Origin of the sequence: Streptomyces sp. NPDC051211 (genome assembly GCF_040689505.1) — a bacterium.
Taxonomy (GTDB): Bacteria; Actinomycetota; Actinomycetes; order Streptomycetales; family Streptomycetaceae; genus Streptomyces.
Map to the genome: position 1 here is coordinate 88,241 of NZ_JBFBAV010000005.1, position 25,239 is coordinate 113,479.

Below are 25,239 nucleotides of genomic sequence, written 5' to 3' on the forward strand. Positions count from 1 at the left end.
GCCCGGCCCCCGGCGCGGTTCCGGGACCCGGTGTTGATCACCGAGTACCCACGCTAGACCGCCCGCTCCTGCCCCTGACGGCCAGTTGGGGAACTTCACCGGGGTGCTTCCCGCTCCCGAAGGAGCGCTCGTACGACAGCCCGATTGCGCCCCCGGGGATGAGGGTGGGGGATGGGCGCGGCCCTCAGGGGCAGGGCGGGGGCTGCCGCCCGGCCCGGCTCCGGCATGATCGGTTCCCGGGGCCGGCACCTCCCGCCGGCCGCTGACCGAAACGCAGGAGCTCACGCATGTCCGACCTGACGATCCGCGCCGTCCACCCGGAGGACTTCGCCCAGTGGCGCGCGCTGTACCGCGGCTACGCCGACTTCTACCGGGTGGAGCAGACGGAGGAGGCGGCCGCGCTGACCTGGTCGTGGGTGACCGATCCCGGCCACGAGGTCAGCGGCCTGGTCGCGGAGGACGCCGAGGGCCGGCTCGTCGGCCTGGCGCACTACCGGCCGTTCGCCCGGCCGCTCTCCGCGACGGTCGGCTGCTTCCTCGACGACCTGTTCGTGGCGCCGGAGCACCGGGGCGCGGGCGCGGCCGACCTGCTGCTCGCGGCGCTGCGCGGGATCGCCGCCGAGCGGGGCTGGAGCGTGGTCCGGTGGATCACCGCCGACGACAACCACCGGGCGAGGTCCAAGTACGACCAGGTGGCGACCCGGACCATGTGGGTCACCTACGACATGGCCCCCGGGCAGCACTGAAGCCGCCCGGGAGCCGTCGGCCCTCTCTGAAGGGCGAGCCGACCGGTCAGGAGCCGACCGCCTCCGGCTCCTCGCGGGTCACGGCCGGCCGCCGCTCGCCGAGGGCCGGCTCGGCGGCTTCCGCTTCCGCTTCCGCCGCCTCCGCCGCCCCGGTCCGGGCGGGCAGGGTCGCGCCCCCGGCCACGTACGGACGCCACCAGGGCCGGTCCGGGAGCTCGGCCGCGCCGGGCTCGAACGGCAGGCCCGGCACCGGCAGGGCGACCCGGGCGCCGACGGCCGCGGCCGCCGTCATCGTGCCCTCGCCGGGCTCGTCCCACGCGTGCGGGGCCAGGTTGAAGGTGCCCCAGTGGATCGGCAGCATCACCCCGTGGGGGACGCCGCCCTGCAGGTCGAGGTGGGCGCGCATGCCCTCCTCGGGGGTCATGTGGATGTCCGGCCAGTACTCGCTGTAGGCGCCGATCTGGATCATGGTGGCGTCGAAGGGGCCGTGCTCCGCGCCGATCTCCTTGAAGCCGGGGAAGTAGCCGGTGTCCCCGCTGTGGAAGATCCGGTGCTCGTCGCCCGCGACGGCCCAGGAGGCCCAGAGGGTGTGCTGCTGGTTGCGCAGGCCGCGTCCGCAGAAGTGGCGGGCGGGGGTCGCGGTGAGCGAGAGACCGGCGATCTTGGTGGACTCGTTCCAGTCGAGCTCGCGCAGCCGGTCCTCGGAGACACCCCAGCGCTCCAGGTGGGCGCCCACGCCGAGCGGCACCGCGAAGACGGTGTCCGTACCGGCCAGGGCCTTGATCGTGGGCAGGTCCAGGTGGTCGTAGTGGTCGTGCGAGATCACCACGGCGTCGACCGGGCCGAGGGCGGCCAGCGGCACCGGCACGGGGTGCAGCCGCTTGGGGCCGGCAAAGGGAAAGGGAGAGCACCGCTCTCCCCAAACCGGGTCGAACAGCACCCGGCGCCCGTCGATCTCGGCGAGCACGCTGGAATGGCCCATCCAGGTCAGCCGCAGGCCGCTGACCGGCGGTTTCGCCAGGTCGGCCAGGGTGGTCGGATGGACCGGGACGGGCGCGCCGGGACTGCGGCGCAGCCGCTGCTCCTTGTGGAAGTAGATCTTGGCGAACTCCCGTTTGGAGCCGGACGGTCTGGTCCGTGCCCCCACCGGGTTCCGGAAGACGCCGTCGGCGAAGTTCGGCGAGCGGCGGATCCGCTCCATCCGCGCGCCGGACGGGTCCGCGCCGAACGCTTCGGACCGCAGCTCGCGCAGCCGCGAACGCAAGGGACGGGAGCCGGTCAAGGCGCCTCCTGGGAGGGTGGGTGCAGGACGGTACTACGGTGTGTCTGCCCTTCCCAACGCACACCGACCCCGAAGGATTCCGGTACCGGCGCCCGTCCCCCTGCTCACAGGGGCAGCAGATCCGGCCGCTTGGGCTCCACATGATCTCCGGAGGACTCCCCGCGCAGCCGCCGCCCGATCCACGGTACGAGGTGTTCGCGCGCCCACTGGATATTGTCCCGGGTCACCTCGGCCGAGCCGCGCGGTCGCAGCGGCGGCCACGGCTGGTCGGGGTCGGCCGGCACCTCCAGGCCGAGCACCTGGGCGGCCCGCAGGGCGACCCGGGTGTGCCCCTCGGGCGAGAGGTGCAGCCGGTCGTCGTCCCAGGCCCGCCGGTCCTGTACGGACTTCAGCGACCAGAGGTCGAGCACCGGGCAGTCGTACCGGTCGGCGATGGCCCGCACGTGGGCGCTGTACGTCGCCACCTTGCCCCGGAGATGGCGCAGCACCGGCACGCCGCGGGTGTCGAAACCGGTGGTGATCATGACCTGGCCGACGGCGCCGGTGAGGTCGGCGACGGCCGCCTCGAAGCGCTCGGCCACGTCGTCGGGGTCGCTGCCGGGCCGGATGATGTCGTTGCCGCCGGCGCAGAAGCTGACCAGGTCGGGGGCGAGCTCCTTGGCCCGCGGCACCTGTTCGGCCACGATCTGGTCGAGCAGCCGGCCCCGCACGGCGAGGTTGGCGTACCGGAAGTCGTGCTCATCGCGTCGGTCGGCCAGGAGTACGGCCAGCCGGTCGGCCCAGCCGACGAAGGTGTCCCCCGGTCCCGGGTCCCCCACACCCTCGGTGAAGCTGTCGCCGATCGCCGCGTATGAGCCAATGGTCTGGAATGTCGAATTCGTCGAGTCGTCGTCGCCTGCCACGACGACTTATCTTTCCCCGACACCTGTGACCTACGCGACCGTAGCCAGGGGTTGACGGACCGTGATCTTTGCCACCCGGTCGGACGGAATACGGACGAAAGGGGGCCGGGGCCGGGAGTCCCCCTCGGATTCCCGGCCCCGGAGGCCTGCTGGGCGGACCTGCGTCCGTCAGACGCTCACGCCCTTGGAGCGGAGGTAGCTGAGCGGGTTGATGTCCGAGCCGTAGTTCGGACCGGTGCGGATCTCGAAGTGCAGGTGCGGGCCGGTGGAGTTGCCGGTGGAGCCGACGAGGCCCACCTGCTGGCCGGCGGTGACGCTCTGGCCGGTCGAGACCGACAGCTGGGACATGTGGCCGTACTGCGAGTAGTGGCCGTCGGCGTGCCGGATGACGACCTCGTTGCCGTACGAGCCGCCCCAGCCGGCGGAGACCACGGTGCCCGCGCCGACCGCCTTGACGCTGGTGCCGGCGGTCGCACCGAAGTCGACGCCGGTGTGGGTGCCGCTGGACCACATGGCGCCGCTGGCCCCGTACTGGGTGTTGATGCGGGCGTTGACGGGGGCGACGAATCCGGCACCGGTGGAGGCGCCGGCCTCGGAGCCGCCGCTCTGCTCCTGTGCGGCGGAGCCCTGGCCCCGGTCCTCCGAGGCGGACGCGGCCGAGGGCTCGTTGCCGGAGGTGCTCGGGGCCTGCGCGGACCGCTTCTTCGGCGCGGGCGCCGACTGCTGCGGGGCCGGCGCGGACTGCTGCTGCTCGGACTCGGCGGAGTCCTCGGACGGGACCTCGGACCGGGCCTCGGACTGGGCCTGCGGCGCCGCCTCGGACGGGGCCGCACCCTGCCCGCCCAGGGTCAGCCGCAGGCCCGGGTGGATCAGCGACGGGTTGGAGCCGACGGCCTCGCGGTTGTCCGCGTAGAGCTGCTGCCAGCCGCCGCCGAGGTTCCGGTCCTGGGCTATGTCGGAGAGGCAGTCGCCCTTCACGACGGTGTAGACGGAGGGAGCCAGCTGCGGAGCGGCGGCGGGCACGGCCTGGGACCGAACCTGGGCCTGAGCCTGAGCCTGGGCCTGGAACGCGGCGGGCACCTGGGACGGCAGCTTGGCCGCGGTGTGGGCGGCCGGCAGCTCGGCGGCATTCGCGCCGGCGGCACCCAGCAGCGGAAGCGCGAGAGCCGCGCCGCCGGTGCCGGCCGCGACGAAACCGCGGGTGATCGGGCTGGACTTGGGGCGGCGGTGCTTACCCTTTCCGGGCATGGCGCATTCCTCTCCGTCGCCTGCGAGGTGAGCTGTCGGGTTCGGACTGGAGATGTCCGGCCGTACAGCGGATGCACGGCTTCACCCCGAGCCGTCCCGGATCGGAGATCCGGGACAAGCGGCCTACCTGGTTCCCCCGCTCCTGCCGGGCACATGAATGGTCGGGTGCGGTTTCCAGGTGGCGGCAGGATTCGGCGTTCCACCTGGATTCGGGGTGACCGTATTCCAGTTGGAGCGCATGGAACAAGCCATGAATTCGCAGAAGAAATCACCGAAGTGATGGATCAATGGAATTCCGGTCACGCTCCGTCCATTCCGTACCGACAACACCCGTCCCTACAAGGCAATTCGACGACGGTCGGCCGCCACTCAACGTCACCGTATGATCTGGCTCACGAGGCGGCACCGACGCGAAGGAGTCCTTGTGACGCAGCAGATACCCCACCCTTCGTCCACTGAGCCCGAACTGTCCGGAGTGCGCAACTTCCGCGATGTGGGCGGTTTGTCGACTGCGGACGGACGGAGGGTCAGACCGGGAGTACTGTTCCGAAGCGGACATCTCGCACATGCCACCGAAACCGACGCAGAGTTTCTCGCCTCGCTCGGCCTGCACACCATCTTCGACTTCCGGAACTCCGCCGACCACGCACTGGAGGGGCCCGACGTCGAACTGCCGGGAGTCCGGAATGTCAGCATTCCGCTCTCCGATCCGGCGGACGGCAAGGAGTTCTGGAAGATGGTCCGCGACGGCGACCTCGACCAGCTGCGCGAGCTGCTCGGCGAAGGCAGGGCGGCGGCCCGGATGGCGGCCTCGTACCGGCAGATCATCCGCACCCGCACCGCCGAACACAGCCGGGTGGTGCACGCCCTCGCGGAGGACAGCGTGCCGGCCCTGATGCACTGCGCCGCCGGAAAGGACCGGGCCGGGCTCTCCGTCGCCGTCACCCTGCTCGCCCTCGGCGTCGAGCGCGAGGCGATCCTGGCGGACTACCTGGAGTCCAACGCCCCGCACCGCCGCTACCGGGTCCGCCGCAGCAGCGATTCGGCCGAGGCCCGCTCCCCCGAGGTGATGGCCCTGCTGGGCCCGCTCTTCGACGCCCGCGCCGAATACCTGACGGCCGCCTTCGACACCATCGAGGAGACCTGGGGCGGCGTGGACGCCTACCTCACCGAGGGCCTCGGGCTGCTGCCCGTGACCCTCGGCCGGCTCCGCGAAAGACTGCTGGACTGACCACCCCCGAAGGTCTCGAAAGCCTCGAAGGTACCAAAGGCCTCGAAGGCGCCGAATGCCCTGAAACCACCGGAACCCCCGGAATCACCGGAACCCGCGCAACCCAAGGAGCAGGCCGTCAGCGGTTGGCGACGGCCTGCTTCACCAAGGTCCGGCCGAAGTCCCACATCAGGCCGCCGCCCCCGTGCGCCTCGTCCATGACGGCCCGGAAGGCCGTCACGAACCGGTCCACGTCCCGCTCGTCCACGACCAGCGGCGGAATCAGCTTGATGACCTCCAGGTGGTCCCCCGAGACCTGGGTGAGGATCCGGTGCCGCTGCAGCAGCGGCACCACCACCATCTGCGCGAACAGCCCCTTGCGGGCCGCCTGCAGCATCGCCCACCGGCTGCGCAGGCCCAGTGAGGAGGGCCGGCCGAACTCGATGCCGACCATCAGGCCGCGGCCGCGCACCTCGTGCAGCAGCTCGTACTCGTCCACCAGGGCGGCCAGCCGCCCCCGCAGCAGGTCGCCCATCGCCCGGGCGTTGGCCACCACCTCCTCCTGCTCCATCACCGACAGCACCGCGAGCCCGGCGGCCATGGCCTGCGCATTGGATCCGAAGCTGGCCGAGTGGACGAGCACCCGGTCCATGGACGAATAGACCTTCTTGAAGATCCAGTCCTTGCCGAGGGTGGCTCCGACCGGCACATAGCCGCCCGACAGCGCCTTGGCCACGCACACCAGGTCCGGCTCGACGCCCTCTTCGTGCTGGTACGCGTAGAAGTCCCCGGTGCGTCCGAGGCCGGTCTGCACCTCGTCGGCGATGAGCAGTGCCTTGTGCCGGTGGAGCAGTTCCTGTGCCGCCCGCAGGAATCCGGGCGGGGCCTCGTGCACCCCTTTGCCCTGGATCGGCTCGACCACGAAGGCCGCCACATCGCCCTTCGCCAGCTCGCGGGACAGCGCGTCCAGATCGCCGAGGGCGATCTCCGTATCGGGCAGCAGCGGGGCGAAGCCGTCCCGGAATCCGTTCTCCCCGTTGACCGACAGGGAGCCGGTGGTCAGTCCGTGGAAGGCGTGGTCGCAGTAGAGGATCCGGGGCCGGCCGGTGGCGTACCGGGCGAACTTCAGCGCGGTTTCGACGGCTTCGGTGCCGCTGTTGCCGAAGAACACCCGGTCCAGGTGCGGGCTGTACGAGAGGAGCTTCTCGGCGAGCAGCCCCGGCAGCGGCTGGCAGTCGAACCGGGTGAGGTCGGCGAGCTGCGCGTCCAGGACGTCGTGCAGGGCCCGGCGCACCACGGGATGGTGCCGGCCCAGGCCCATCACGCCGAACCCGGCGAGCATGTCCAGGTAGTCGTTGCCCTCGTCGTCCCAGAAGTGCGCGCCCTCGGCCCGCTCGTAGACCTTGTCGAAGCCGATGGTGTGCAGCATCCGCGGCAGCTGGTGGTTGAGGTGCCGGGCGTGCAGTTCGTACCGTTCCGCTCCGCGCTCGGCCAGCAGGGCGCGGAGGTCGAACTCGGTCACGGCTTCTCCCGGTTCCCGGAGACGGTCTCGCGGGCGGCGCGCAGGGACTCCTTCAGCGATCCCATGGTGGCGAGGACGGCGGTGGGCTCGTACCCGCAGTGCGCCATGCAATTGGCGCAGCGCGGGTCCTTGCCGCGTCCGTACCGGTCCCAGTCGGTGTCCTCGATGAGTTCCCGGTACGTCGGGACGTAGCCGTCGCTCATCAGATAGCAGGGCCGCTGCCAGCCGAACAGGGAGTAATTCGGAATGGCCCAGGCGGTGCAGGGGAAATCGGCCTTGCCTTCGAGGAAGTCCAGGAAGAGCGGGGAGTGGTTGAGCCGCCAGCGGCGCCGGTTCCCACCTGCGAAGGCCTTTCGGAAGAGTTCCCGGGTCTGTTCGACACCGAGGAAGTGTTCCTGGTCGGGGGCCTTTTCGTAGGCATAGGCGGGCGAGATCATCATTTCGTCGACCCTGAGGTCGTCGTTGAGGTAGTTGAGCACCTCGATGACGGTCTGCGGGGTGTCGGTGTTGAAGAAGGTCGAGTTGGTGGTGACCCGGAAGCCGCGCCGCTTCGCTTCCTTGATGGCCGCCACCGCCTCGTCGAAGACGCCTTCCTTGGCGACCGACTCGTCGTGCCGCTCCCGCAGGCCGTCGATGTGGACGGCGAAGGCGAAGTACGGCGAGGGCGTGAAGTTCTCGATCTTCTTGCGCAGCAGCAGGGCATTGGTGCAGAGGAAGACGTACTTCTTCCGCGCCACCAACTGCCGCACGATCTCGTCGATCTGAGGGTGCATCAGCGGCTCGCCGCCCGCGATGGACACCATCGGTGCACCGGACTCGAGGACGGCGCCGACCGCCTGGGCGACCGGCATCCGCTGCTTGAGCACCCCGGCGGGGTGCTGGATCTTGCCGCAGCCCTCACATTTCAGATTGCAGGCGAAGAGCGGTTCCAACTCGACGATGAGCGGGAACTTCTCACGCTTGCGGAGCTTCTGTTCGAAGAGATAGGTCCCGACCCTGATGGACTGACGCAGCGGCATGGCCATCTGGCTCACCTCCTGGGGAGCAGCGAAGCGTGGTGCCAATCGAAGAAAGCGGGCAGCACGGCACGGAGAACACGGAAGGCCGATATTCCACCGCGGACCGTACCGATACGGACGAGCTCGTGCTCCGGAGCGTCCACGATCACCCGGACGGCCGCAACCCGTGGCCCTCCGGCGGACCGGATCAGCACACCGGCCGGACCAACGGCCCGGTCGACGGCCCGGTCAACGGGCGAACCGGTCACCGGGTCCTCGGGCACGGCGCCCCGCAGGGCGCCCCGCCCGGCACCGGGCGCCGGCCCCCGGCCTCTGGTGGCGGCCCAGAGCGTCGCCGCGGACTCCATGTCGACCGCGACGGCCCCGCCGGCCCGCAGCTCGGCGCGCTCGTGGCCGCGTACCACGTGGTCGGAGCCGGTGAGCAGGCCGATGTGGACGGTCCGGCCGGGCAACGCCCGGGCCAGCGCCTCGGCGAGCAGCCCGGTGCCGTCGCAGAGCACGGTGCCGCGCGGGTCGCGGGTGGCCTCGGCGACCACCAGGTCGCCGGGGTGCATCCCCGGCGCAAGCCCGGCGCAGAAGCCGGTGGCGACGACGGCCGCCCCGGCCATGCCGGGCCGGGCCAGCTCCCGGTCCACGGCCCGCTCGGCGGCGCGCGGGCCCATGCCGGTACGGATCACCGTCACGGGGCCGCGCGCCCCGGCGCGTTCGGGGCGGCCCAGCGCCAGCCGCTCGATGCCGAGAGCGCAGGCGACGAGCAGCGGCGGTGCCGCCAGGTCCGGTGGCCCGGTCGCGGCCGCCCGGTCCCCTGCTGTCCCGGTGGCGGTGCGGCTCCGCCGGCCGGCGGCCATCAGGTGCCCTCGGGCCCGGCCGGGACGGCCCGGTCCCGTGCCCTGTGCTCCGGTGCCGCCAGGTCCGGTGCCGCCGCGTGTCCGGCCGGGGCCGGGACCACCCCCAGCAGCGGCTCCCCGTACAGGTAGCGGCCGAGTGCGGTGAGCGGGAACACCTGCCGGTACAGGTGGTAGTTGATGGAGAAGTCCCAGGGGAAGCCGGTGCCCGTGAAGTAGGGCTCGTCCCAGGATCCGTCCGGCAGCTGGGTGTCCACCAGGTGGGCGATGCCGCGTTCCACCGCCTTGCCGTCCCGGTCGCCGGCCGCGAGCAGGGCGAGCAGCGCCCAGGCGGTCTGCGAGGGGGTGGAGGCACCCCGGCCGGCCCAGCGGGCCGGGTCCTGGTAGGAGCGCTGGTCCTCGCCCCAGCCGCCGTCCTCGTTCTGTACGGATTTGAGCCAGGCCACGGCCCGCCGGACCGCCGGGTGCGATCCGGGGATCCCGGCGGCTGTCAGGGCCGGCACCACCGAGCCGGTGCCGTAGACGTAGTTGGTGCCCCATCGGCCGAACCAGGAGCCGTTGGGCTCCTGTGCGCGCAGCAGCCATTCGATGCCGCGCCAGGTCCGCGGATCGCCGGCCTTGCCCTCGATGGCGAGCATCTCCACCACGTGCGCGGTGACGTCGGCGGAGGGCGGGTCGATCACCTCGCCGAAGTCGCAGAACGGCAGCCGGTTGGGGAACGGGCTGGTGTTGTCGGCGTCGAAGGCGCCCCAGGCGCCGTTCTTCGACTGCATGCCGAGGTTCCAGGACACCCCGCGGGCGATGGCGCCCTCCACCCTGGCCTGGTCGGGATGCCTGATCCGGCGCAGGGCGAGGACGACCTCGGCGGTGTCGTCGATGTCGGGGTAGTTGTCGTTGTGGAACTCGAAGGCCCAGCCGCCGGGGGCGAGTCCGGGCCGGCGGACGGCCCAGTCCCCGGTGCGGACGATCTCCTCGCCGAGCATCCAGTCCGCGGCCTTGACCAGGGCGGGGTGGTCCGGCCGGACGCCGGCGTCGGCGAGGGCGATCGCGGCCAGGCAGGTGTCCCACACCGGGGACTGACAGGCCTCGATCATCCGGGCGCCGTCCTCGCGCCAGACCGCGAACCGGTCCAGGGATTCCAGGCCGGCCTTCATCACCGGGTGCCCGAGGTCGTACCCGAGCAGGTGCAGGGCGATCACCGAGTACACGGCGGGCGGCTGGATGCCTCCCCAGCAACCGTCGTTCTCCTGGCGCTCGATGATCCAGCGGGCGGCGGAGTCCATGGCGGCCTTGCGCAGCCGGCGCGGGGCCACCTTGCGGTACAGGTGCAGCGCCTTGTCCATCCGCTGGAAGACGCCGTCCCAACTCGCCGCGGGGGCAAGCGGTCTGGCCGGGTGGGGGTTGCGGGCGTCGGTGTGCAGCTCGTCGAGGGCGAAGGGAGCCGGCCGGACCGGCCGCTTCGCGGAGACCACGGTCAGCGGCACGATGGTCTGGCGGGCCCAGCAGCCGAAGTCGTAGATGTTGAGCGGCACCCAGGGGGGCAGGAAGACCAGCTCGGGCGGGAGTTCGGGGAGGTGGTCCCAGCTCCACCAGCCGAACAGGGCGAGCCAGATGCGGGTGAAGACCCGGGCGGCGGCGATTCCGCCGTGGGCCCGGATCCAGGCGGAGGCGCGGGTCATGTGCGGGGCGTCGGGGGCGTCCCCGGCGAGCCGCAGGGCGACGTACGCCTCGATGGTGGCGGAGAGTTCGGGGGGTCCGCCGTGGAAGGTGGCCCAGGTTCCGTCGTCCCGTTGCTCACCGCGGATGAACAGGGCGGCGGCCCGGGTGACGGCCTCGTCCCGGATGCCGAGGAACTGCCGCAGCAGCAGGTCCTCGGCATCCATGGTGACGTTGGTCTGCAGATCGCCCTTCCACCACCCCGCCGGGTCCTGACGGGCCAGCAGGTGCGCGGTCGCGCGCGCGGCCGCCTCGCGGGCGGCGAGGACGGGACCGACAGGGCCGGGATCCGCAGGCCCGGCATCCACGGGGCCGGCATCGGCAAGGCCGGGATCGGCCGTGCCGATGTGTACGAGGCCCGCACCGGCATGGTCCGGCCGGGCCCCCGTTCCGCTCTCCGGTACGGCTCCGCGGGCGTCGGCGGAACCGTCGGTCGTCGCTGTCATGGCTTCCCCTTCGTGCAGTCGAGTCCTCTGCTGTGCTGGGGTCTGCCGTCGGCCGGTGCGATCCTGACGGATCGCACCGGCCGGCGACTAGCGGGTCATATCCGCTTGAGCGTGGCGTTCACCTCTTGCGTACGACGACGAAGTCGGCCAGGGCCACGAGCTGTTCGCGCACCTGCTCCGGCATGTCCACCTCGTTCAGTGCGTCGACGGCGACCGCGTGCTGGCGGCGCGCCTCCTCGGCGGTCCACTCGCGGCCGCCCGCCTGCTCGATGAGGGAGGCGCGGTGCGCGAACTCCGTTTCCGAGAAGGTCGCGAAGTCGCTGCTCTTGGCGTCCGCGGCGAGCAGCTCGGCCAGTTCGGCCGAGGCGGCGCCGCCGGCCGCGAGGGCGGCGACCACCGGCAGGGACTTCTTGCGCTGGCGCAGGTCGCTCCAGGTCTGCTTGCCGGTGGACTCCGGGTCGCCCCAGATGCCGAGCAGGTCGTCGACGGCCTGGAAGGCGAGGCCCAGGTGGTAGCCGTACTCCTCCAGCTTGTCGGCCGTACGGTCGTCCGCCCCGCCGAGCACCGCGCCGATGGAGACCGCGCAGGCGAGCAGGGCACCGGTCTTGTTGCCCTCCATCTCCAGGCACTCCTCGACGCTGACGCGCTCGCGGTGCTCGTAGGAGATGTCCTGGGCCTGCCCGTCGATGAGCTTGCGGGTGGCGGTGGTCAGCCGGCGGGTGGCGCGGGCGGCCTCGGCCGTGCCGAGTTCCAGCAGCACCTCGTTGGCGAGGGCGAACAGCGCGTCGCCGACCAGGATGGCCTGGGCCGGGCCGTGTACCTTCCACACCGTGTCGCGGTGCCGGCGCTGCTCGTCACCGTCCATCAGGTCGTCGTGCAGCAGCGAGAAGTTGTGTACGAGCTCCACGGCCACCGCGCCGGGGATGCCGACCTCGGCCGCGGCGCCCGCGGCCTCCGCGGAGAGCAGGGCGAGCGCCGGACGAACGGCCTTGCCGCCGTCCCCGTCCGCCGGGTTGCCCTGGGCGTCGATCCAGCCGAAGTGGTAGGCGGCGACGGTGTCCATGGGCGGTGCGAGCCGGTCGACGGCCGCGCGGAGCACGGGGGTCGAGAGCGTACGGCCGCGCTCCAGCAGCGCGAGCGTATCCGCCTTCTCGACGTTGCCCGTGTGATTCCCCGGGTTCACTGGCTCTCCTCTTGTTCCTGTACGTGTGGTGCCGGTGGTGCTGGTTCCGGTGGTACCGGTGAGGGTCATGCCGGCCTCCTGCCGGAGGTCCCCTCGGCGAAGCCGGGGGGAGGGTTCTTGCGTGGGCGGCCGAGGACGTCGAGCGCGGCGTTCGCCGCGCCGAAGCCGCTCCGGACGGCGCCCTCCATGGTCGCGGGCCAGCCGGTCGCCGTCCACGAACCCGCCAGGTACAGACCCGGCTCGCCGGTGCGGGCGGCGGGCCTCAGCCGGCCGACACCGGGAGTGGGGGCGAACGTCGCCGTCCGCTCCCGGGTGACGAAGAAGTCGCGGACCTTGGCGCCGCGCGCGGCCGGCAGCAGCCGCTCCAGTTCGGGCAGGTACTTGTCGCGGAGCACCGGGACGGGCTCGTCGATGTCGTTCTGGGCGGCCGACTGGGACAGGGCGATGTACTGGCCGCCGTCGGTGAGCCCGGAGGCCTCGGTGCGGTCGAACACCCACTGCACCGGGGAGCCGAGCGCCGCGAAGAACGGCTGCCGCAGCACCTTGCGGTCGTACACGACGTGCACGTTGAGGATGGGCGCGGTGCCGATGTCGAGGAGCTTGTCGCGGTCGTCGAGGGCGCCGGCCGGGATCAGGCCGTGGGCCTCGCGCTGGGGTACGGCGAGCACCACGGTGCCGGCTTCCAGGCTTTCGCCCTCGGTGTCGACCCGCCAGTTCCCCTCGTGGGTACGGGAGACGGCGGTGACCCGGGTGCGCAGTTCGGTGCGGACCCCGGCCGAGTCCAGGGCCTTGCGGGCCAGGGTGTCGTGCAGGTCGCCGAGCGGGACCCGGGCCCAGCCGATGTCGGCGGCGCCCGGTTCGGAGAGCAGCCCGGTCTTGAACACCATGGCGGCCAGGCCGAGCGAGGACTGGTCGGCGGTGGCGTTGAGGGTGGCGATGCCGACGAGGTCCCAGAGGGCTTCGATGGCGCGGGCGGACTGGCCGTAGCGACCGAGCCAGGTCGCGAAGTCGAGGCCGTCCAGGGCCGGGTCGGCGGGGTCGAGCCGGCGCAGCGCGAGGGCGGCCCGGCCGACGGCGGCACGTTCGGCGAGCGACAGGTGCGGGTAGCGGGCGAGCGCGCCGGCGAGGTGCAGCGGCACCGGCAGGGCGCTGCGCCGCAGCCGTCCTAGCCGGGGGCCCTTGGCGTGCGCGACGTCGAGGACGGGTACGTCGAGCCGGTCCTGAAGCGGGGCCAGCGCGGTGCCGTCGATCCGGTCCAGGAACCAGCGGTAGGCGGTGCAGCAGCGCATGTAGACGTGCTGGCCGTTGTCGACGGTGAGTTCGCCGCGCTTGAAGGAGAAGGCCAGGCCGCCGAGGCGGGGTCGCCCTTCGAGCAGGGTCACCTCCAGCCCGGCGTCGGCGAGCTCGAGCGCGGCGGTGACCCCGGCGAGTCCGCCGCCGACGACGACGGCGCGGTGGTCGTTCACGCGTCCTCCCCGAGCACGGTCTCCGAGACGCCGGCACTTCGGCGCGTCCGGCCGCCCGCGGCGAACGCCGCGCCGGGCCGCCTCGACGGCGCACCCGCCGGGTAGGACGCGGTGGGGGCACCGGGGGTTGCCGCGCCCGGGCGAGGCCGCCGGGTCCGGCGGCTCGCCGGCGCGTGCGCCGGAGGCGTCGGGCGGGACACAGCCCGGGCCGTCGGGCGCGGCCCGGACCGGCCCGTCGGTGTGGGCCGGGCGGTTGCCGCCCCGTCGGGGGCCGAACCGGCCGGGTCCGGCCGGTGGGCCGGAGTCATCGCGGGCCGTGGCGTCACAGGCTCCGCCTCCTCGTGCTCTGGCGTGAGATGGTCCGCGCGTCCAGGCCGGACAGCCCGCGGACGGCGACGTACGCCTTCTCGCGGACCGGGAGCGAGACGCGGCCGCGCAGGACGGCGTACGGCTCCCGTTCGATGCGGTCCAGCAGGCGGCGGTAGATGCCGGCCATCGCGGCCACGCAGGCGCCGCTGCGCCGGTCGAGCATGGGCAGCAGCCGGTAGCCCTCGACGAACAGGGCTCGGGCGCGCCGGACTTCGTGGTGGATCAGGCCGGGGAAGTCGGCGCCGGCCGGGGCTCGGCCGGAGTCGAAGCCCTCGGCGCAGCCGAACTTGGCGAGGTCCTCGGCCGGCAGGTAGGTGCGGCCGTTGCCCGCGTCCTCCCGGATGTCCCTGAGGATGTTGGTGAGTTGGAGGGCCAGGCCCAGCGTGTCGGCGTACTCGGGGGCGCGTGCCGCGTCGTGCGCGCCGGGCGTGGTGCCGAACACGCCGAGCGAGAGCCGTCCGATGGCGCCGGCCACGCACCGGCAGTAGGCCTTGAGGTCGTCCCAGGTCTCGTAGGTCTCGCCGCGGACGTCCATCAGGACGCCGTCGATCAGTTCGTCGAGGCCTTCGAGGGGGATCGGGAACCGTCGTGCGGCGTGGTCGAGGGCGACCGCGACCGGGTCGGTGTCGTCCTCGTCGACGGCGCCTTCGCGGATCCGGCCGAGCAGCGCCCGGGTCTCCTCGAGCCGGGTCAGCTTGGCCACGGGCGGGAGCGTGCCGTCGCCGATGTCGTCGACGCGCCGGGAGAACGCGTAGAGCGCCGACATCGCCTGCCGCTTGTCGGTCGGCAGCAGCCGGATGCCGTACGCGAAGTTGCGTGCCTGCGCGCCGGTGACGGCCTCGCAGTAGCTGTAGGCGGCGAGTACCGGCGCGGTCGGGACGGTGGCGTGCGAGGGGCCCTCCACGGTCGGGCTCACCCCTTTCTCGGCATTGGGCGCAGTACGGCGGCCACCTCGCGGAGCAGGCCGGTCTTGGTGGGCTTGGGCGGGCCGGGGAGGACGTCGAACCCCGCGGCGGAGATCGCCCTCAGGGCGGCGTGCCCTCCGCCCACGAAGCCCGCGAGCAGGAGCCGGAGTCTGCCGTGCACGCTGCCCACGAGCGGGGTGCCTTCGTCCAGCAGGTGCCGGGCGCGTTCCGCCTCGTACGCGATGAGGGAGCGGACGGCCGCGCCGGCGGTCGGGGCGGCCAGCTCGGCTTCGGAGACGTGGAAGCGGCGCATGTCCTGTGCGGGCAGGTAGATCCGGTCGCGGCCGAGGTCCTCGGCGACGTCCTGGAGGTGCTCGACGATCTGCAGGGCGGTGCAGATCTCGTCGGAGCGCCGGATCCGTTCGGGGGTGCTGGTGCCGGTGATGGACAGCACCAGGCGGCCCACCGGGTTGGCGGAGAGCTCGCAGTAGTCGAGCAGGTCCTGGTAGGTGGCGTAGCGGGTGACGCGCTGGTCCTGGCGGTTGGCCTCGATGAGGCCGAGGAAGGGCTCGGGGGTCAGGGCGTGGGCCCGGACCACGGGCTGCAGGGCCCGGAGCAGGGGGTGGCGCGGGCCGGCCCCCGTGGTCGCGAAGACCCGTTGCAGGTCGGCCTCGAAGGCGTCGAGGAGGGCGAGCCGGTCCTCGGCGGCAGCAGGGTCGAGCCCGAGGAGGGCCGCGTCGCGGCCGCCGGGCGCGAGGTCGCCGTCGCCGATGTCGTCGACGAGGCGGGCGTAGCCGTAGACGGCCGTCAGACCATCGCGCCAGGCGCGCGGCAGGAAGGCGGGGGCCACGGGGAAGTTCTCCGCGGCGGCCTTGCCGAGGGTGGCTTGCGTGTGGGCCGTGTCGGACAGCGCTCGGATGCCGGTCCCCGCGGTCACCGCCCGCCGCCCGGGGCGGGGACGGCCGGTCCGCCTGGGGGCCGGAGAATTCCCGTAGCCATTGCCGTCACATCTCCCGTTCTACACTGCCGACCTAATACATCCCATTTCGGACACGCCGCCGGAGTTTTCGTCCCCAGATGCCGTGATTCAGGACCGGTCCAGCTTACGTTGTACAACGCCGTGGCGGCCTATCGGGTGTTCGCGGCGTCACGGGATGTCGCGGCCCGACCCGGGGGCGGCACACCGAGGCCCCCGCCGCGGCCTGCGGCAGGGGCCCGGCACGGTACCGGCGCGCGGCCTAGCGGCCGGTCTCCTTCTCGTACGCGGCGACGACTTCCTCGGTCGGGCCGTCCATCAGGAGCTCGCCCTTCTCCAGCCACAGGACCCGGTCGCAGGTGTCCCGGATCGACTTGTTGCTGTGGCTGACCAGGAAGACGGTGCCCGCCTCCTTGCGCAGTTCGCGGATGCGCTCCTCGGAGCGGATCTGGAACTTGCGGTCGCCGGTGGCCAGCGCCTCGTCGATCATCAGCACGTCGTGGTTCTTGGCGGCGGCGATGGAGAAGCGCAGGCGGGCGGCCATGCCCGAGGAGTAGGTGCGCATCGGCAGGGAGATGAAGTCGCCCTTCTCGTTGATGCCCGAGAAGTCGACGATCCCCTGGTAGCGCTCCCGGATCTCCTCGCGGGACATGCCCATGGCGAGGCCGCCGAGCATGACGTTGCGTTCACCGGTCAGGTCGTTCATCAGCGCGGCGTTCACGCCGAGCAGCGAGGGCTGCCCGTCGGTGTAGACCTTGCCCGACTCCGTGGGCAGCAGGCCGGCGATGGCCCGCAGCAGGGTGGACTTGCCGGAGCCGTTGGAGCCGATGAGGCCGATGGCCTCGCCGCGGTACGCGGTGAAGGAGACCCCGCGGACCGCGTGCACCCGGCGCACGCCGGGCGTGTCGCCCTTGCGGCGGCGGACTATTCTGCTGAGCGCCGCCGTGGCCGCGCCCTTGCCGCCGCCACCGGTGTTGACCCGGTAGACGATGTGGACGTCATCGGCGATGACTGTGGGGATTCGCCCCTGCGAGTTCTCAGCCACGGCCGTAACGCTCCTCAGCCTTCCAGAAGTAGATGAAGCCGCCGAGGCCGATCACCACGGCCCAGCCGACGGCGAACGCCCAGACGTGCGGCGGCAGGTTGTGGGCGCCGTAGTCGTCGATCAGGGCGAACCGGACGAGGTCCATGTAGATGGACGCCGGGTTCCACAGGAGCACGTCGCTGACCCAGGCCGGCTGGTCCTTGAGGTAGGCCGCGATCGGGAACATCACGCCGGACGCGTACATCCAGGTACGGGTGATGAACGGCATCAGCTGGGCCAGGTCGGGGGTCTTGGCGCCCATCCGCGCGAAGATCATCGCCAGGCCGGTGTTGAAGACGAACTGCAGGGCCAGCGTGGGAACGACCAGCAGCCAGGAGAGCCTCGGGTAGTTGCCGAAGCTCACCGCGATGACGAAGACGACGATCATCGAGTACATCAGCTGCTGGAGCTGCTGCAGCGAGAAGGAGATCGGCAGGGTGGCCCGCGGGAAGTGCAGGGCCCGCACCAGGCCCAGGTTCCCGGAGATCGAGCGGACGCCCGCCATCAGGGAGCTCTGGGTGAAGGTGAAGACGAAGATGCCCATCATCAGGAACGGCACGTAGGTGCCGGGGGGCATCTCCTTGCCCGCGCCCAGGATCAGCCCGAAGATCAGCCAGTAGACGGCCGCGTTCAGCAGGGGGGTCGCCACCTGCCAGATCTGGCCGAGCTTGGCCTGGCTGTACTGCGCCATCAGCTTGGCCCGGGAGAAGGCAATGATGAAGTGGCGCCGGCCCCAGATCTGCCGCACGTACTCGGCGAGCCCGGGCCGGGCACCGCTCACCGAGAGCCCGTACTTGGTGGCGAGCTGCGCAGGGGTCAGCCCCGCGTCGGCGGACGGCGGCGTGCTCGTGGCGAGGGCACCGTCGTGGGTTGTGTCACTCACAAGTTGAAACTTTCGTCTTCAAGATGCGGCAGGTGGGGCGTCGGGCTCAGGGGCCCCGGCTCCGGGTACGACGCCCATGGTCCCAGAGCCGAGCTTGTCAGACGACGGGCGGTCGGCCCAGCCGGGTCAGCAGCCATACGGTCCGCCACTTGATCGGCCGCCGGGAACCGCAGGGAGTCTTCCAGCCCTCCCGGAACCCGGCGGTCCAGGCCTTGAGTGCGGCCTTCTCGGGGCGGCGTACCAGCGTGAGCAGCACCCACACCAGGAGGTACACCGGGATCAGCGGGGCCGGCAGGTTGCGGCGGGCCAGCCACACCCGGTTGCGGGCCACCAGCCGGTGGTACTCCGCGTGCCGGGAGGGGGAGGTGGCCGGGTGCAGCAGCACCATGTCGGCCCGGTAGTCGACCATCCAGCCGGCGTCCAGGGCCCGCCAGGCCAGGTCGGTCTCCTCGTGCGCGTAGAAGAAATCGTCCGGCAGGCCTCCGACCTGCTGGAAGACCGCGGTGCGGACGATGTTCGCGCCGCCCAGGAAGGTGGTGACCCGGGAGGACCGCATCGGGTCGGAGACCCCGAGGCGCGGTACGTGCCGGCGCTGGGTGGAGCCCGTCTCCGGGTCGGCGATCCGGAAGCTGATGATCCCGAGCCGGGGGTCCTCGGCGAAGGCCTGCCGGCACAGCTCCGCGGTGTCGGTGCGCTCCAGCAGCCCGTCGTCGTCCAGGAACAGCAGGGCGTCCACCTCGCGGCCGCCGGGGCCGAAGGCCTCGATGCCCACGTTGCGGCCGGCGGGGATGCCCACGTTCTCCGGGAGCTCCACCGTGCGGACGCCCTCGGGGAGACCGTCGAGCTTCACGCCCTGGCAGACCACGACGACCTCGATGGGGTCCCCGTCCTGCCGGGCCACCGAGTCGAGGAGCGCCTTGAGCTCGTCGGGCCGGGTTCCCATGGTGATGATCACCGCGCCGAGGCGCATCGGGGCGCTCATCGCAGCCTGCTCGACGCGAGGACGGACACCAGGTGCAGCACCGTCTGCAGCAGCGCGATGGCGGCCAGCACGGCGACGCCGACCCGGGACCAGTACAGGTCGCCCCGGAGCTGGTCCAGCACCGCCAGCACCAGGATGAGCAGGGAGGCCTCGATGCCGAGGATCAGCCGGTGGAACTTCAGTGCGGCGGCGGCCCGGCGGGCCAGCGCCACGCCGGAGGAGCGCGGCTCGGCCGCGGCTTCCTGGACCGGCGGCAGACCGCCCTGGTGGCGGGCCACCCCGACCAGGTCGGTCTCGGCCTTGATCAGGATCGCGCCGAGCGCCGCGAGGGTGCCGAGGAAGGCCCACAGCCAGTCGATCCGCCCGGTGCCCCACACGTCGGCGGCGCGCAGGCCGAAGCCGACCAGGACCGCCGCGTCGCACAGGTAGGCGCCGACCCGGTCCAGGTACACCCCGGACAGCGAGTACTGCTTCTTCCAGCGGGCGAGCTCCCCGTCGACGCAGTCGAGCAGCAGGTAGAGCTGAACCATCACCACGCCGAGGACGGCACCCCAGATGCCCGGCACCAGCAGGGCAGGGGCGGCCAGGACACCGGCGAGGGTCATCAGGTAGGTCAGCTGGTTCGGCGTGACCTTGGTGTTCGCCAGCAGCCGGGTGATGCGCAGGGAGATCTCGCGCATGTACAGGCGGCCGCCCCAGTGCTCTCCGCTGCGCCGGTCCTTCACGCCTGCCGGATGCACGACGGGGCGGAGTTCAGCTACGGATGGTTTTGGCATAGTCGGCGTACGCGTCCCTGATATCGGCTTCGGACAGGTTGAGGTGCTCCAGGATGGTGAAGCGTCCCGGGCGGGTCTGCGGGGCGTATTCGACGGCCGCGACGAACTCGTCCACGCTGAACCCGATCTCCTCGGGCAGCACGGGCATGCCGTGGTTGCGCAGCACCTCGACGAACAGCCCGGAGTGATCCCGGGCGCCGCGCAGGTGCATGGCGAAGGCGGCGCCGATGCCCACCTGCTCGCCGTGGAGCGCGGAGCGCCCCGGGTAGAGCAGGTCGAAGGCGTGGCTGATCTCGTGGCAGGCACCGGACGAGGGACGGCTGTCCCCGCTGATGGACATGGCGATGCCGGAGAGGACCAGGGCCTCGGAGAGGACCGTCAGGAACTCGTCGTCGCCGCAGCCGCCGGGGTGGCGGAGCACGGACTCGCCGGCGGTCCGGGCCATCGCGGCGGCCAGGCCGTCCACGGACTCCCCGGTGACCTTGTGCGAGAGCTCCCAGTCGGCGATCGCCGAGATGTTGGAGATCGCGTCGCCGATGCCGGCCCGGATGAACCGGGAGGGCGCCTCGCGGATCACATCGAGGTCGATCACCATGGCGATCGGCGTGGGCACGCCGTAGGAGCCGCGGCCGTTGTCGTTGTCCAGGATGGACACCGGCGAGCAGATCCCGTCGTGCGAGAGGTTGGTGGCGACCGCCACCATCGGCAGCCCGACCCGCGCCGCGGCGTACTTCGCCACGTCGATGATCTTGCCGCCGCCCAGCCCCACCACGGCGTCGTAGCGGCGTCCCTTTATGTCGTCGGCGAGCTTGACCGCCGAGTCGATGGTGCCGTCGACGACCGGGTACCAGTCGGCGTGCGGCAGGGCCGGCTCCAGCCGGGCGCGGAGCGCCTGGCCGGAACCGCCGCTGATCGCGATCGCCAGCTTGCCGGACGCGGAGATCCGCTGGTCGGCGAGGATGCCGTCCAGCTTGTCCATCGCCCCGCGGCTGATGTCGACGACGACCGGGGAGGGGATGAGCCTCGTCAGTACTGGCATGCGATCGTCCGGCCCTTGGCGAGGTCGTCGTGGTTGTCGATCTCGACCCACTTGACGTCACCGATGGGGGCCACGTCGACCGTGAAGCCGTCGTTGACGAGCTGCTGGTAGCCGTCCTCGTAGTAGAGGTCGGGGTCGCGCTCGAAGGTGGTCTTCAGTGCGTCGGCGAGGGCCTCGGCGGCCTCCGGCTCGATCAGTGTGACGCCGATGTACTCGCCGGTCGCGCCGGCCGGGTCCATCAGCTTGGTGATCTTCTGGACGCCCTTGCCGTCGGCGGTGATGACCTTCATCTCCTCGTCGGCCAGGTTCTTGACCGTGTCGAGGGCGAGGATGATCTTCTGGCCGTTGCCGCGGGCGGCGAGCAGGGTCTTCTCGACCGAGACCGGGTGGACGGTGTCGCCGTTGGCGAGGATCACACCCTGCTTGAGGACCTCACGCGCGCACCACAGGGAGTAGGCGTTGTTCCACTCCTCGGCCTTGTCGTTGTCGATCAGCGTGATCTCGACGCCGTACTTGGCCTCCAGGGCCTCGCGGCGCTCGTACACGGCCTCCTTGCGGTAGCCGACGACGATGGCGACCTCGGTGAGGCCGACCTCGGCGAAGTTGCCCAGGGTCAGGTCGAGGACCGTGAGGCTCTCCTCCTGGCCCTCGGGGCCGACGGGCACGAGGGCCTTGGGCAGGGTGTCGGTGTACGGACGCAGACGGCGTCCGGCACCGGCAGCGAGGACAAGGCCGATCATGCTGGTTCTCCTTCGTCGTGTACGGCGGGTGCTCCGGCGGAGACCCAGAAGCGGATGCTCTCCACAAGCACCACGAGTGCCACGAACCCGGCCATGGCCGTGAGCGCGACGGGGAAGTCCGTGTTGCGCGCGAGGACGGCCGCCAGGACCGCGGTCAGCAGGACCCGGCCTTCGTGGCCGCCGATCGTCCGCACCAGCCAGTGCGGGGGCGCGCCGGTGCCTCCGCGAATGCGGTACACCGTGTCGTAGTGATGGTAGGCGACCGCCGCGACCAGTCCGAATGCCGCAGGAAGGGCGCCGGGGACGTCGGCCTTGACGGCCAGGATGAGGACGGTGCCGTACTCGGCGGCGCGGAACAGCGGAGGCAGCAGCCAGTCCAGGGGCGCCTTCAGCGGCTGCGCGACGGCGGCTCCGGCGGTCAGCACGTACAGACCGGCGAAGACGAGCAGCAGCGGGGAGCCGAACGGCAGCAGGTACGCGGCGGCGAGCAGGGCGACCACCCCGCCGGCCCCGCCCGCCAGGAAGGCGGGCGCGGTGTACGTGGGCAGCCGGCGCAGGGCTCCGGCGACCAGCTCGCCCAGCGGGCCGGTGTCGGCCAGGTCGGCGAGGGCGCGGGCGGCCCGGTCGGTGCGGGCGGCCTTCCGGGTCAGGGAGCGCAGCACCCGGCCGGCGGTGGTGTAGAGCGCGCCGAAGGCGCAGCCGATCAGCAGGGCGTAGAACACGATCCGCGGGGTGGTCACTGCGGTCAGGACCGCGATCATCGCCCAGCGCTCGCCGATGGGAAGAATGATCATGCGGCGGACCCAGACCGTCCAGCCGACGCTGTCGAGCCGGTCGGAGAGGGCGGCGGTCGGGCTCGTGTTGGCGGTGGCGTCGTGGTTGGCCTCGTTGAAGGCGAAGTCCACGACGTGCCGGCAGGTCATGAGGATCATCGCGCCGAGCGCCAGGGCCCAGACGTCGTCCCCGTTGCGGGCGGCGCCCAGGGCCAGGCCGGCGTAGAAGGAGTACTCCTTGGCCCGGTCGAAGGTGGCGTCCAGCCAGGCGCCCATCGTCGAGTACTGGAGCGAGTAGCGGGCCAGCTGCCCGTCGGTGCAGTCCAGGACGAAGGAGAGGAGCAGCAGCACGCCGGCCGTGACGTAGCCCCAGCGGTCGCCGGTGGCCGCGCAGCCGGCCGCGATCAGCGCGGTGAGCAGCGAGGCGGTGGTGACCTGGTTGGGGGTGAGGCCGCGGCGCGCGCACCAGCGGGCGAGGTAGCGCGAGTAGGGGCTGATGCAGAAGGTGGTGAAGAAGCCGTCGCGGGACTTCACGGCGGTGCGCAGGCGGACCGCCTCGTCGTCCACGGCGGCGACGGCGGCCCGGGCCTCGGCGTGCTCCTGCTCGGTGCCGGGGACGGCGGCGACCAGGGTGCCGAGCTCCGGCCGCTGTACGGCGGTGCCCTCCGCCTCCAGTACGCCGGCCAGCTCGGCGGCGTACGGGCCGGCCTGCCCGGCGGGGGCGGCGGGGACGGTGACGCGGGTCACGGCCCGGTCCAGGGCGGCGCGGGCGGCCGGCTGGACGGACAGCGCGCCGGTGACGGCGCAGGCGTCGAAGCGCGGGTCGGTGAGGGCCAGCCGCAGGGCGTGGACGTGTCCGACGAAGCCGCTGTCGACCACGGCCACCCGCTGATCGGCGGGTACGGCGGCCAGCGCGGCGGCGGTGCCGTCCGGATCGGGCACGGCGCGGACCTCGAAGCCGAGGGAGCGGAGGTCGCCTTCGAGCGGTGATCCGGGAACCGGCGGGCCGGCGAGGATGGCGGTCGGCGACGAACTCACTCCTTGGAACGGGCGCCTCGTGGGGGCGGCGGCACGTCGGCAGAGGCTATCCGATGAATGGAAGCTGGGGTTCACCCCCCGTTCACGCCCGGACCCTCCACCGCTTGATCATCATTGACGATCCAGGCGACCGACCACAAACCGCCTGGGTGTTACGGTGGCCGCAGAGGCGTACGAGTGCCGTAAGGCCTGTACGAAACGTCGCAATGGCCGACGTGAGCGGGGATGGGACGGAGGGTTCACGTTGACCGACGATTCTCTTCACGAAGCTTTCGCCTGGCCGGCCCGGCCGGAGGCCCCGGCCGATGCCCGGGCCGTCCGGTCCGTCAATCTGGCGGCGTTCGAGACCCCGCTGGAGGCGGACCTCGTCGACGCGCTGCGCACCGATGCCTCCTGGCTGCCCGGGCTGTCGTACGTGGCCGAGGGACCTGACGGCTCGGTCGCGGCGCACGCGCTGCTGACCCGCTGCACGGTGGACGGGGTGCCGGCGCTGGCGCTGGCTCCGGTGGCCGTCGACCCGGCGGTGCAGCGCTCGGGCGCGGGCAGTTCCGTCGTACGGGCTCTGCTGGCTGCGGCACGCGAGTGCGGCGAGGGCCTGGTGCTGGTCCTGGGGCACCCGGAGTACTACCCGCGGTTCGGGTTCGTGCCGGCTTCGCGGTACGGGATCCGGGCGCCCTTCGAGGTGCCCGACGAGGCGATGATGGCGCTGGTCCTCGACGACCGCGTGCCGGTCCCGGCAGGCACCATCCGCTACCCCGCGCCGTTCGGCGTCTGACCGGTTCCGGTTCTGCCGTTTCCGTACCCACCTTTTCCGTGCGCATAGCACGTGACAGCGGAGGGACATGCGCGGATGGCCGAAGTGCGGACAAGCCGCATTTGTGCGGCAGACTGAAGGCCATAGTCCGAAGCGAAGGATGGTCATGCCGATCACACCAGCCACCGCCGCGAACCCCGCGTCATACGGCACCGCCCCGCAGGAACCGATCATGCTCGAACTGGTCGACGAGGCGGGCAATACCATCGGCACGGCGGAGAAGCTGTCCGCGCACCAGGCTCCGGGGCAGTTGCACCGGGCCTTCTCTGTTTTCCTCTTCGACGAGCAGGGGCGGCTGCTGCTCCAGCAGCGGGCCCTGGGGAAGTACCACTCCCCCGGTGTCTGGTCGAACACCTGCTGCGGCCACCCCTACCCCGGCGAATCGCCCTTCGCGGCCGCCGCCCGGCGCACCCACGAGGAGCTGGGACTGTCCCCGTCGCTGCTCGCCGAGGCGGGCACGGTCCGGTACAACCATCCGGACCCGGCGTCGGGGCTGGTGGAGCAGGAGTACAACCACCTTTTCGTGGGACTCGCGCAGGCAGCACTGCGCCCCGACCCGGAGGAGGTCGGCGACACCGCGTTCGTGACCGCGGAGGAGCTGGAGAAGCGGCATGCCGAGGCGCCGTTCTCGGCCTGGTTCATGACCGTGCTGGACGCGGCCCGGCCGGCGATCCGCGAGCTGACCGGGGACGCGGCGGGCTGGTAGCCGCGCCGGCGGCCGGTGCCTGCCGGGCCCGCTAGATCCGCTGGGTCCCGCTGTGCGGCAGCGCCGCCCAGATCACCTTGCCGCCGGTCGAGGTGTGCTCGACGTCGCAGACACCGCCCGCTTCCCGGGTGATCTCGCGGACCAGCAGCAGGCCGCGGCCGCCGGTCTGGCCGAAGTCGGCTTCCAGCGCCTTGGGGCGGTAGGGGTGGTTGTCCTCGACGGCCACCCGTACCCACTCCCGGCCGATGGCCACCTCGACCGCGACCTCCGGCGAGAGCAGGGCCGCGTGCCGCACCGAGTTGGTGACCAGCTCGGAGACGATCAGCAGCAGGGAGTACACCAGGTCCCGGTCGGCGGGCACGCCCTGCCGGCCGAGCAGGTCCCGGACGGCGCGCCGGGCCTGGGGAACGGATTCTTCTTTCGCGGGAGCAGTGAACCGCCACACTCCCTCGTATTGGGCTGGCGGGGCGCTCCCGCTGACGTCCATCTTCCGGCCCCCGTCTTCACGCTCGATCGTCTCCACGCGTCAAGAGTGGGGAACGGGCTGCTCCGGACCGGACCGCTGACCA

The 25,239-nt window shown here is 72.0% G+C and carries 22 protein-coding genes, 1 pseudogene and 1 riboswitch; of the genes and pseudogenes, 4 read left to right on the forward strand and 19 right to left on the reverse strand.

What is annotated here, in order from left to right; genetic code table 11:
- Positions 1 to 287: 287 nt before the first annotated feature.
- Positions 288 to 746 carry a GNAT family N-acetyltransferase gene (locus tag AB0447_RS07850; RefSeq protein WP_366475657.1) on the forward strand — a complete coding sequence of 153 codons (459 nt, stop codon included), beginning with the start codon at positions 288 to 290 and terminating at the stop codon, positions 744 to 746.
- A gap of 46 nt (positions 747 to 792) precedes the next feature.
- On the opposite strand, the gene AB0447_RS07855 is transcribed toward AB0447_RS07850, so the two are convergent.
- The 3 genes from AB0447_RS07855 to AB0447_RS07865 form a co-directional block, all read right to left on the reverse strand.
- Positions 793 to 2,028, reverse strand: coding sequence for an MBL fold metallo-hydrolase (locus tag AB0447_RS07855; RefSeq protein ID WP_366475658.1), 1,236 nt, complete (start codon positions 2,026 to 2,028; stop codon positions 793 to 795).
- Between the two features lie 104 nt (positions 2,029 to 2,132).
- Positions 2,133 to 2,930 (reverse strand): SGNH/GDSL hydrolase family protein, encoded by a 798-nt coding sequence (locus AB0447_RS07860; RefSeq protein ID WP_366475659.1) that lies wholly within the window; start codon positions 2,928 to 2,930, stop codon positions 2,133 to 2,135.
- A 168-nt stretch (positions 2,931 to 3,098) separates the two neighbouring features.
- A complete protein-coding gene (locus AB0447_RS07865; RefSeq protein WP_366475660.1) occupies positions 3,099 to 4,178 on the reverse strand; it encodes a LysM peptidoglycan-binding domain-containing M23 family metallopeptidase in 1,080 nt (359 codons plus the stop codon).
- A 4-nt stretch (positions 4,179 to 4,182) separates the two neighbouring features.
- A riboswitch (cyclic di-AMP (ydaO/yuaA leader) is annotated at positions 4,183 to 4,385 on the reverse strand.
- A 217-nt stretch (positions 4,386 to 4,602) separates the two neighbouring features.
- Here AB0447_RS07865 and AB0447_RS07870 point away from each other — a divergent pair.
- Positions 4,603 to 5,409 (forward strand): tyrosine-protein phosphatase, encoded by an 807-nt coding sequence (locus AB0447_RS07870; RefSeq protein WP_366475661.1) that lies wholly within the window; start codon positions 4,603 to 4,605, stop codon positions 5,407 to 5,409.
- Between the two features lie 118 nt (positions 5,410 to 5,527).
- On the opposite strand, the gene AB0447_RS07875 is transcribed toward AB0447_RS07870, so the two are convergent.
- From AB0447_RS07875 to AB0447_RS07945, 15 genes are all read right to left on the reverse strand, one after another.
- The gene (locus AB0447_RS07875) at positions 5,528 to 6,910 is read right to left on the reverse strand and encodes an aspartate aminotransferase family protein (protein WP_366475662.1); all 1,383 of its coding nucleotides are present in this window, start codon (positions 6,908 to 6,910) and stop codon (positions 5,528 to 5,530) included.
- Positions 6,907 to 7,935, reverse strand: coding sequence for an adenosyl-hopene transferase HpnH (hpnH, locus tag AB0447_RS07880; protein WP_366475663.1), 1,029 nt, complete (start codon positions 7,933 to 7,935; stop codon positions 6,907 to 6,909). Before hpnH ends, AB0447_RS07875 begins: the two co-directional genes overlap by 4 nt.
- A 5-nt stretch (positions 7,936 to 7,940) precedes the next feature.
- A complete protein-coding gene (locus AB0447_RS07885; RefSeq protein ID WP_366475799.1) occupies positions 7,941 to 8,702 on the reverse strand; it encodes a 1-hydroxy-2-methyl-2-butenyl 4-diphosphate reductase in 762 nt (253 codons plus the stop codon).
- A gap of 74 nt (positions 8,703 to 8,776) precedes the next feature.
- A complete protein-coding gene (shc, locus tag AB0447_RS07890) occupies positions 8,777 to 10,936 on the reverse strand; it encodes a squalene--hopene cyclase (protein WP_366475664.1) in 2,160 nt (719 codons plus the stop codon).
- A gap of 118 nt (positions 10,937 to 11,054) precedes the next feature.
- A complete protein-coding gene (locus AB0447_RS07895; RefSeq protein WP_366475665.1) occupies positions 11,055 to 12,188 on the reverse strand; it encodes a polyprenyl synthetase family protein in 1,134 nt (377 codons plus the stop codon).
- A complete protein-coding gene (gene hpnE / locus AB0447_RS07900; RefSeq protein WP_366475666.1) occupies positions 12,185 to 13,585 on the reverse strand; it encodes a hydroxysqualene dehydroxylase HpnE in 1,401 nt (466 codons plus the stop codon). Before hpnE ends, AB0447_RS07895 begins: the two co-directional genes overlap by 4 nt.
- A 322-nt stretch (positions 13,586 to 13,907) precedes the next feature.
- The gene (hpnD, locus tag AB0447_RS07905) at positions 13,908 to 14,870 is read right to left on the reverse strand and encodes a presqualene diphosphate synthase HpnD (protein WP_366475667.1); all 963 of its coding nucleotides are present in this window, start codon (positions 14,868 to 14,870) and stop codon (positions 13,908 to 13,910) included.
- The gene (gene hpnC, locus AB0447_RS07910; protein ID WP_366475668.1) at positions 14,867 to 15,796 is read right to left on the reverse strand and encodes a squalene synthase HpnC; all 930 of its coding nucleotides are present in this window, start codon (positions 15,794 to 15,796) and stop codon (positions 14,867 to 14,869) included. Before hpnC ends, hpnD begins: the two co-directional genes overlap by 4 nt.
- Before the next feature lie 301 nt (positions 15,797 to 16,097).
- The gene (locus AB0447_RS07915) at positions 16,098 to 16,880 is read right to left on the reverse strand and encodes an ABC transporter ATP-binding protein (RefSeq protein WP_366475669.1); all 783 of its coding nucleotides are present in this window, start codon (positions 16,878 to 16,880) and stop codon (positions 16,098 to 16,100) included.
- Positions 16,873 to 17,802: an ABC transporter permease gene (locus AB0447_RS07920; protein WP_366475670.1), complete on the reverse strand. Its 930-nt coding sequence runs from the start codon at positions 17,800 to 17,802 to the stop codon at positions 16,873 to 16,875. The genes AB0447_RS07915 and AB0447_RS07920 overlap by 8 nt, the downstream gene beginning before the upstream one ends.
- Before the next feature lie 97 nt (positions 17,803 to 17,899).
- Entirely contained in the window at positions 17,900 to 18,784 is an 885-nt protein-coding gene (locus AB0447_RS07925) for a glycosyltransferase (protein ID WP_366475671.1), read from the reverse strand.
- Complete coding sequence (locus tag AB0447_RS07930) at positions 18,781 to 19,560, reverse strand: CDP-alcohol phosphatidyltransferase family protein (protein WP_366475672.1); 780 nt, start codon at positions 19,558 to 19,560, stop codon at positions 18,781 to 18,783. The genes AB0447_RS07925 and AB0447_RS07930 overlap by 4 nt, the downstream gene beginning before the upstream one ends.
- A complete protein-coding gene (locus AB0447_RS07935; protein WP_366475673.1) occupies positions 19,538 to 20,599 on the reverse strand; it encodes an iron-containing alcohol dehydrogenase family protein in 1,062 nt (353 codons plus the stop codon). Before AB0447_RS07935 ends, AB0447_RS07930 begins: the two co-directional genes overlap by 23 nt.
- On the reverse strand, positions 20,587 to 21,339 hold the full coding sequence (locus AB0447_RS07940; protein ID WP_366475674.1) for a phosphocholine cytidylyltransferase family protein: 753 nt from the start codon (positions 21,337 to 21,339) through the stop codon (positions 20,587 to 20,589). The genes AB0447_RS07935 and AB0447_RS07940 overlap by 13 nt, the downstream gene beginning before the upstream one ends.
- Entirely contained in the window at positions 21,336 to 23,150 is a 1,815-nt protein-coding gene (locus AB0447_RS07945; protein WP_366475675.1) for a DUF5941 domain-containing protein, read from the reverse strand. Before AB0447_RS07945 ends, AB0447_RS07940 begins: the two co-directional genes overlap by 4 nt.
- Before the next feature lie 286 nt (positions 23,151 to 23,436).
- Here AB0447_RS07945 and AB0447_RS07950 point away from each other — a divergent pair.
- Positions 23,437 to 23,925 (forward strand): annotated as a pseudogene (locus tag AB0447_RS07950) (N-acetyltransferase); the annotation flags it as partial.
- Positions 23,926 to 24,070: 145 nt separating this feature from the next.
- Positions 24,071 to 24,670 carry an isopentenyl-diphosphate Delta-isomerase gene (gene idi / locus AB0447_RS07955; protein ID WP_366475676.1) on the forward strand — a complete coding sequence of 200 codons (600 nt, stop codon included), beginning with the start codon at positions 24,071 to 24,073 and terminating at the stop codon, positions 24,668 to 24,670.
- A gap of 31 nt (positions 24,671 to 24,701) precedes the next feature.
- On the opposite strand, the gene AB0447_RS07960 is transcribed toward idi, so the two are convergent.
- A complete protein-coding gene (locus tag AB0447_RS07960) occupies positions 24,702 to 25,157 on the reverse strand; it encodes an ATP-binding protein (protein ID WP_366475800.1) in 456 nt (151 codons plus the stop codon).
- Between the last annotated feature and the right edge of the window lie 82 nt (positions 25,158 to 25,239).

What these genes read in the sequence shown, in the direction of transcription:
- AB0447_RS07850 (WP_366475657.1), top strand. Translation starts at nt 288, where the DNA reads ATGTCCGACCTGACGATCCGCGCCGTCCACCCGGAGGACTTCGCCCAG.
- AB0447_RS07865 (WP_366475660.1), bottom strand. Translation starts at nt 4,178, where the DNA reads ATGCCCGGAAAGGGTAAGCACCGCCGCCCCAAGTCCAGCCCGATCACC.
- hpnH (WP_366475663.1), bottom strand. Translation starts at nt 7,935, where the DNA reads ATGGCCATGCCGCTGCGTCAGTCCATCAGGGTCGGGACCTATCTCTTC.
- shc (WP_366475664.1), bottom strand. Translation starts at nt 10,936, where the DNA reads ATGACAGCGACGACCGACGGTTCCGCCGACGCCCGCGGAGCCGTACCG.
- AB0447_RS07895 (WP_366475665.1), bottom strand. Translation starts at nt 12,188, where the DNA reads ATGACCCTCACCGGTACCACCGGAACCAGCACCACCGGCACCACACGT.
- AB0447_RS07925 (WP_366475671.1), bottom strand. Translation starts at nt 18,784, where the DNA reads ATGAGCGCCCCGATGCGCCTCGGCGCGGTGATCATCACCATGGGAACC.
- AB0447_RS07930 (WP_366475672.1), bottom strand. Translation starts at nt 19,560, where the DNA reads ATGCCAAAACCATCCGTAGCTGAACTCCGCCCCGTCGTGCATCCGGCA.
- AB0447_RS07935 (WP_366475673.1), bottom strand. Translation starts at nt 20,599, where the DNA reads ATGCCAGTACTGACGAGGCTCATCCCCTCCCCGGTCGTCGTCGACATC.
- AB0447_RS07940 (WP_366475674.1), bottom strand. Translation starts at nt 21,339, where the DNA reads ATGATCGGCCTTGTCCTCGCTGCCGGTGCCGGACGCCGTCTGCGTCCG.
- idi (WP_366475676.1), top strand. Translation starts at nt 24,071, where the DNA reads ATGCCGATCACACCAGCCACCGCCGCGAACCCCGCGTCATACGGCACC.
- AB0447_RS07960 (WP_366475800.1), bottom strand. Translation starts at nt 25,157, where the DNA reads ATGGACGTCAGCGGGAGCGCCCCGCCAGCCCAATACGAGGGAGTGTGG.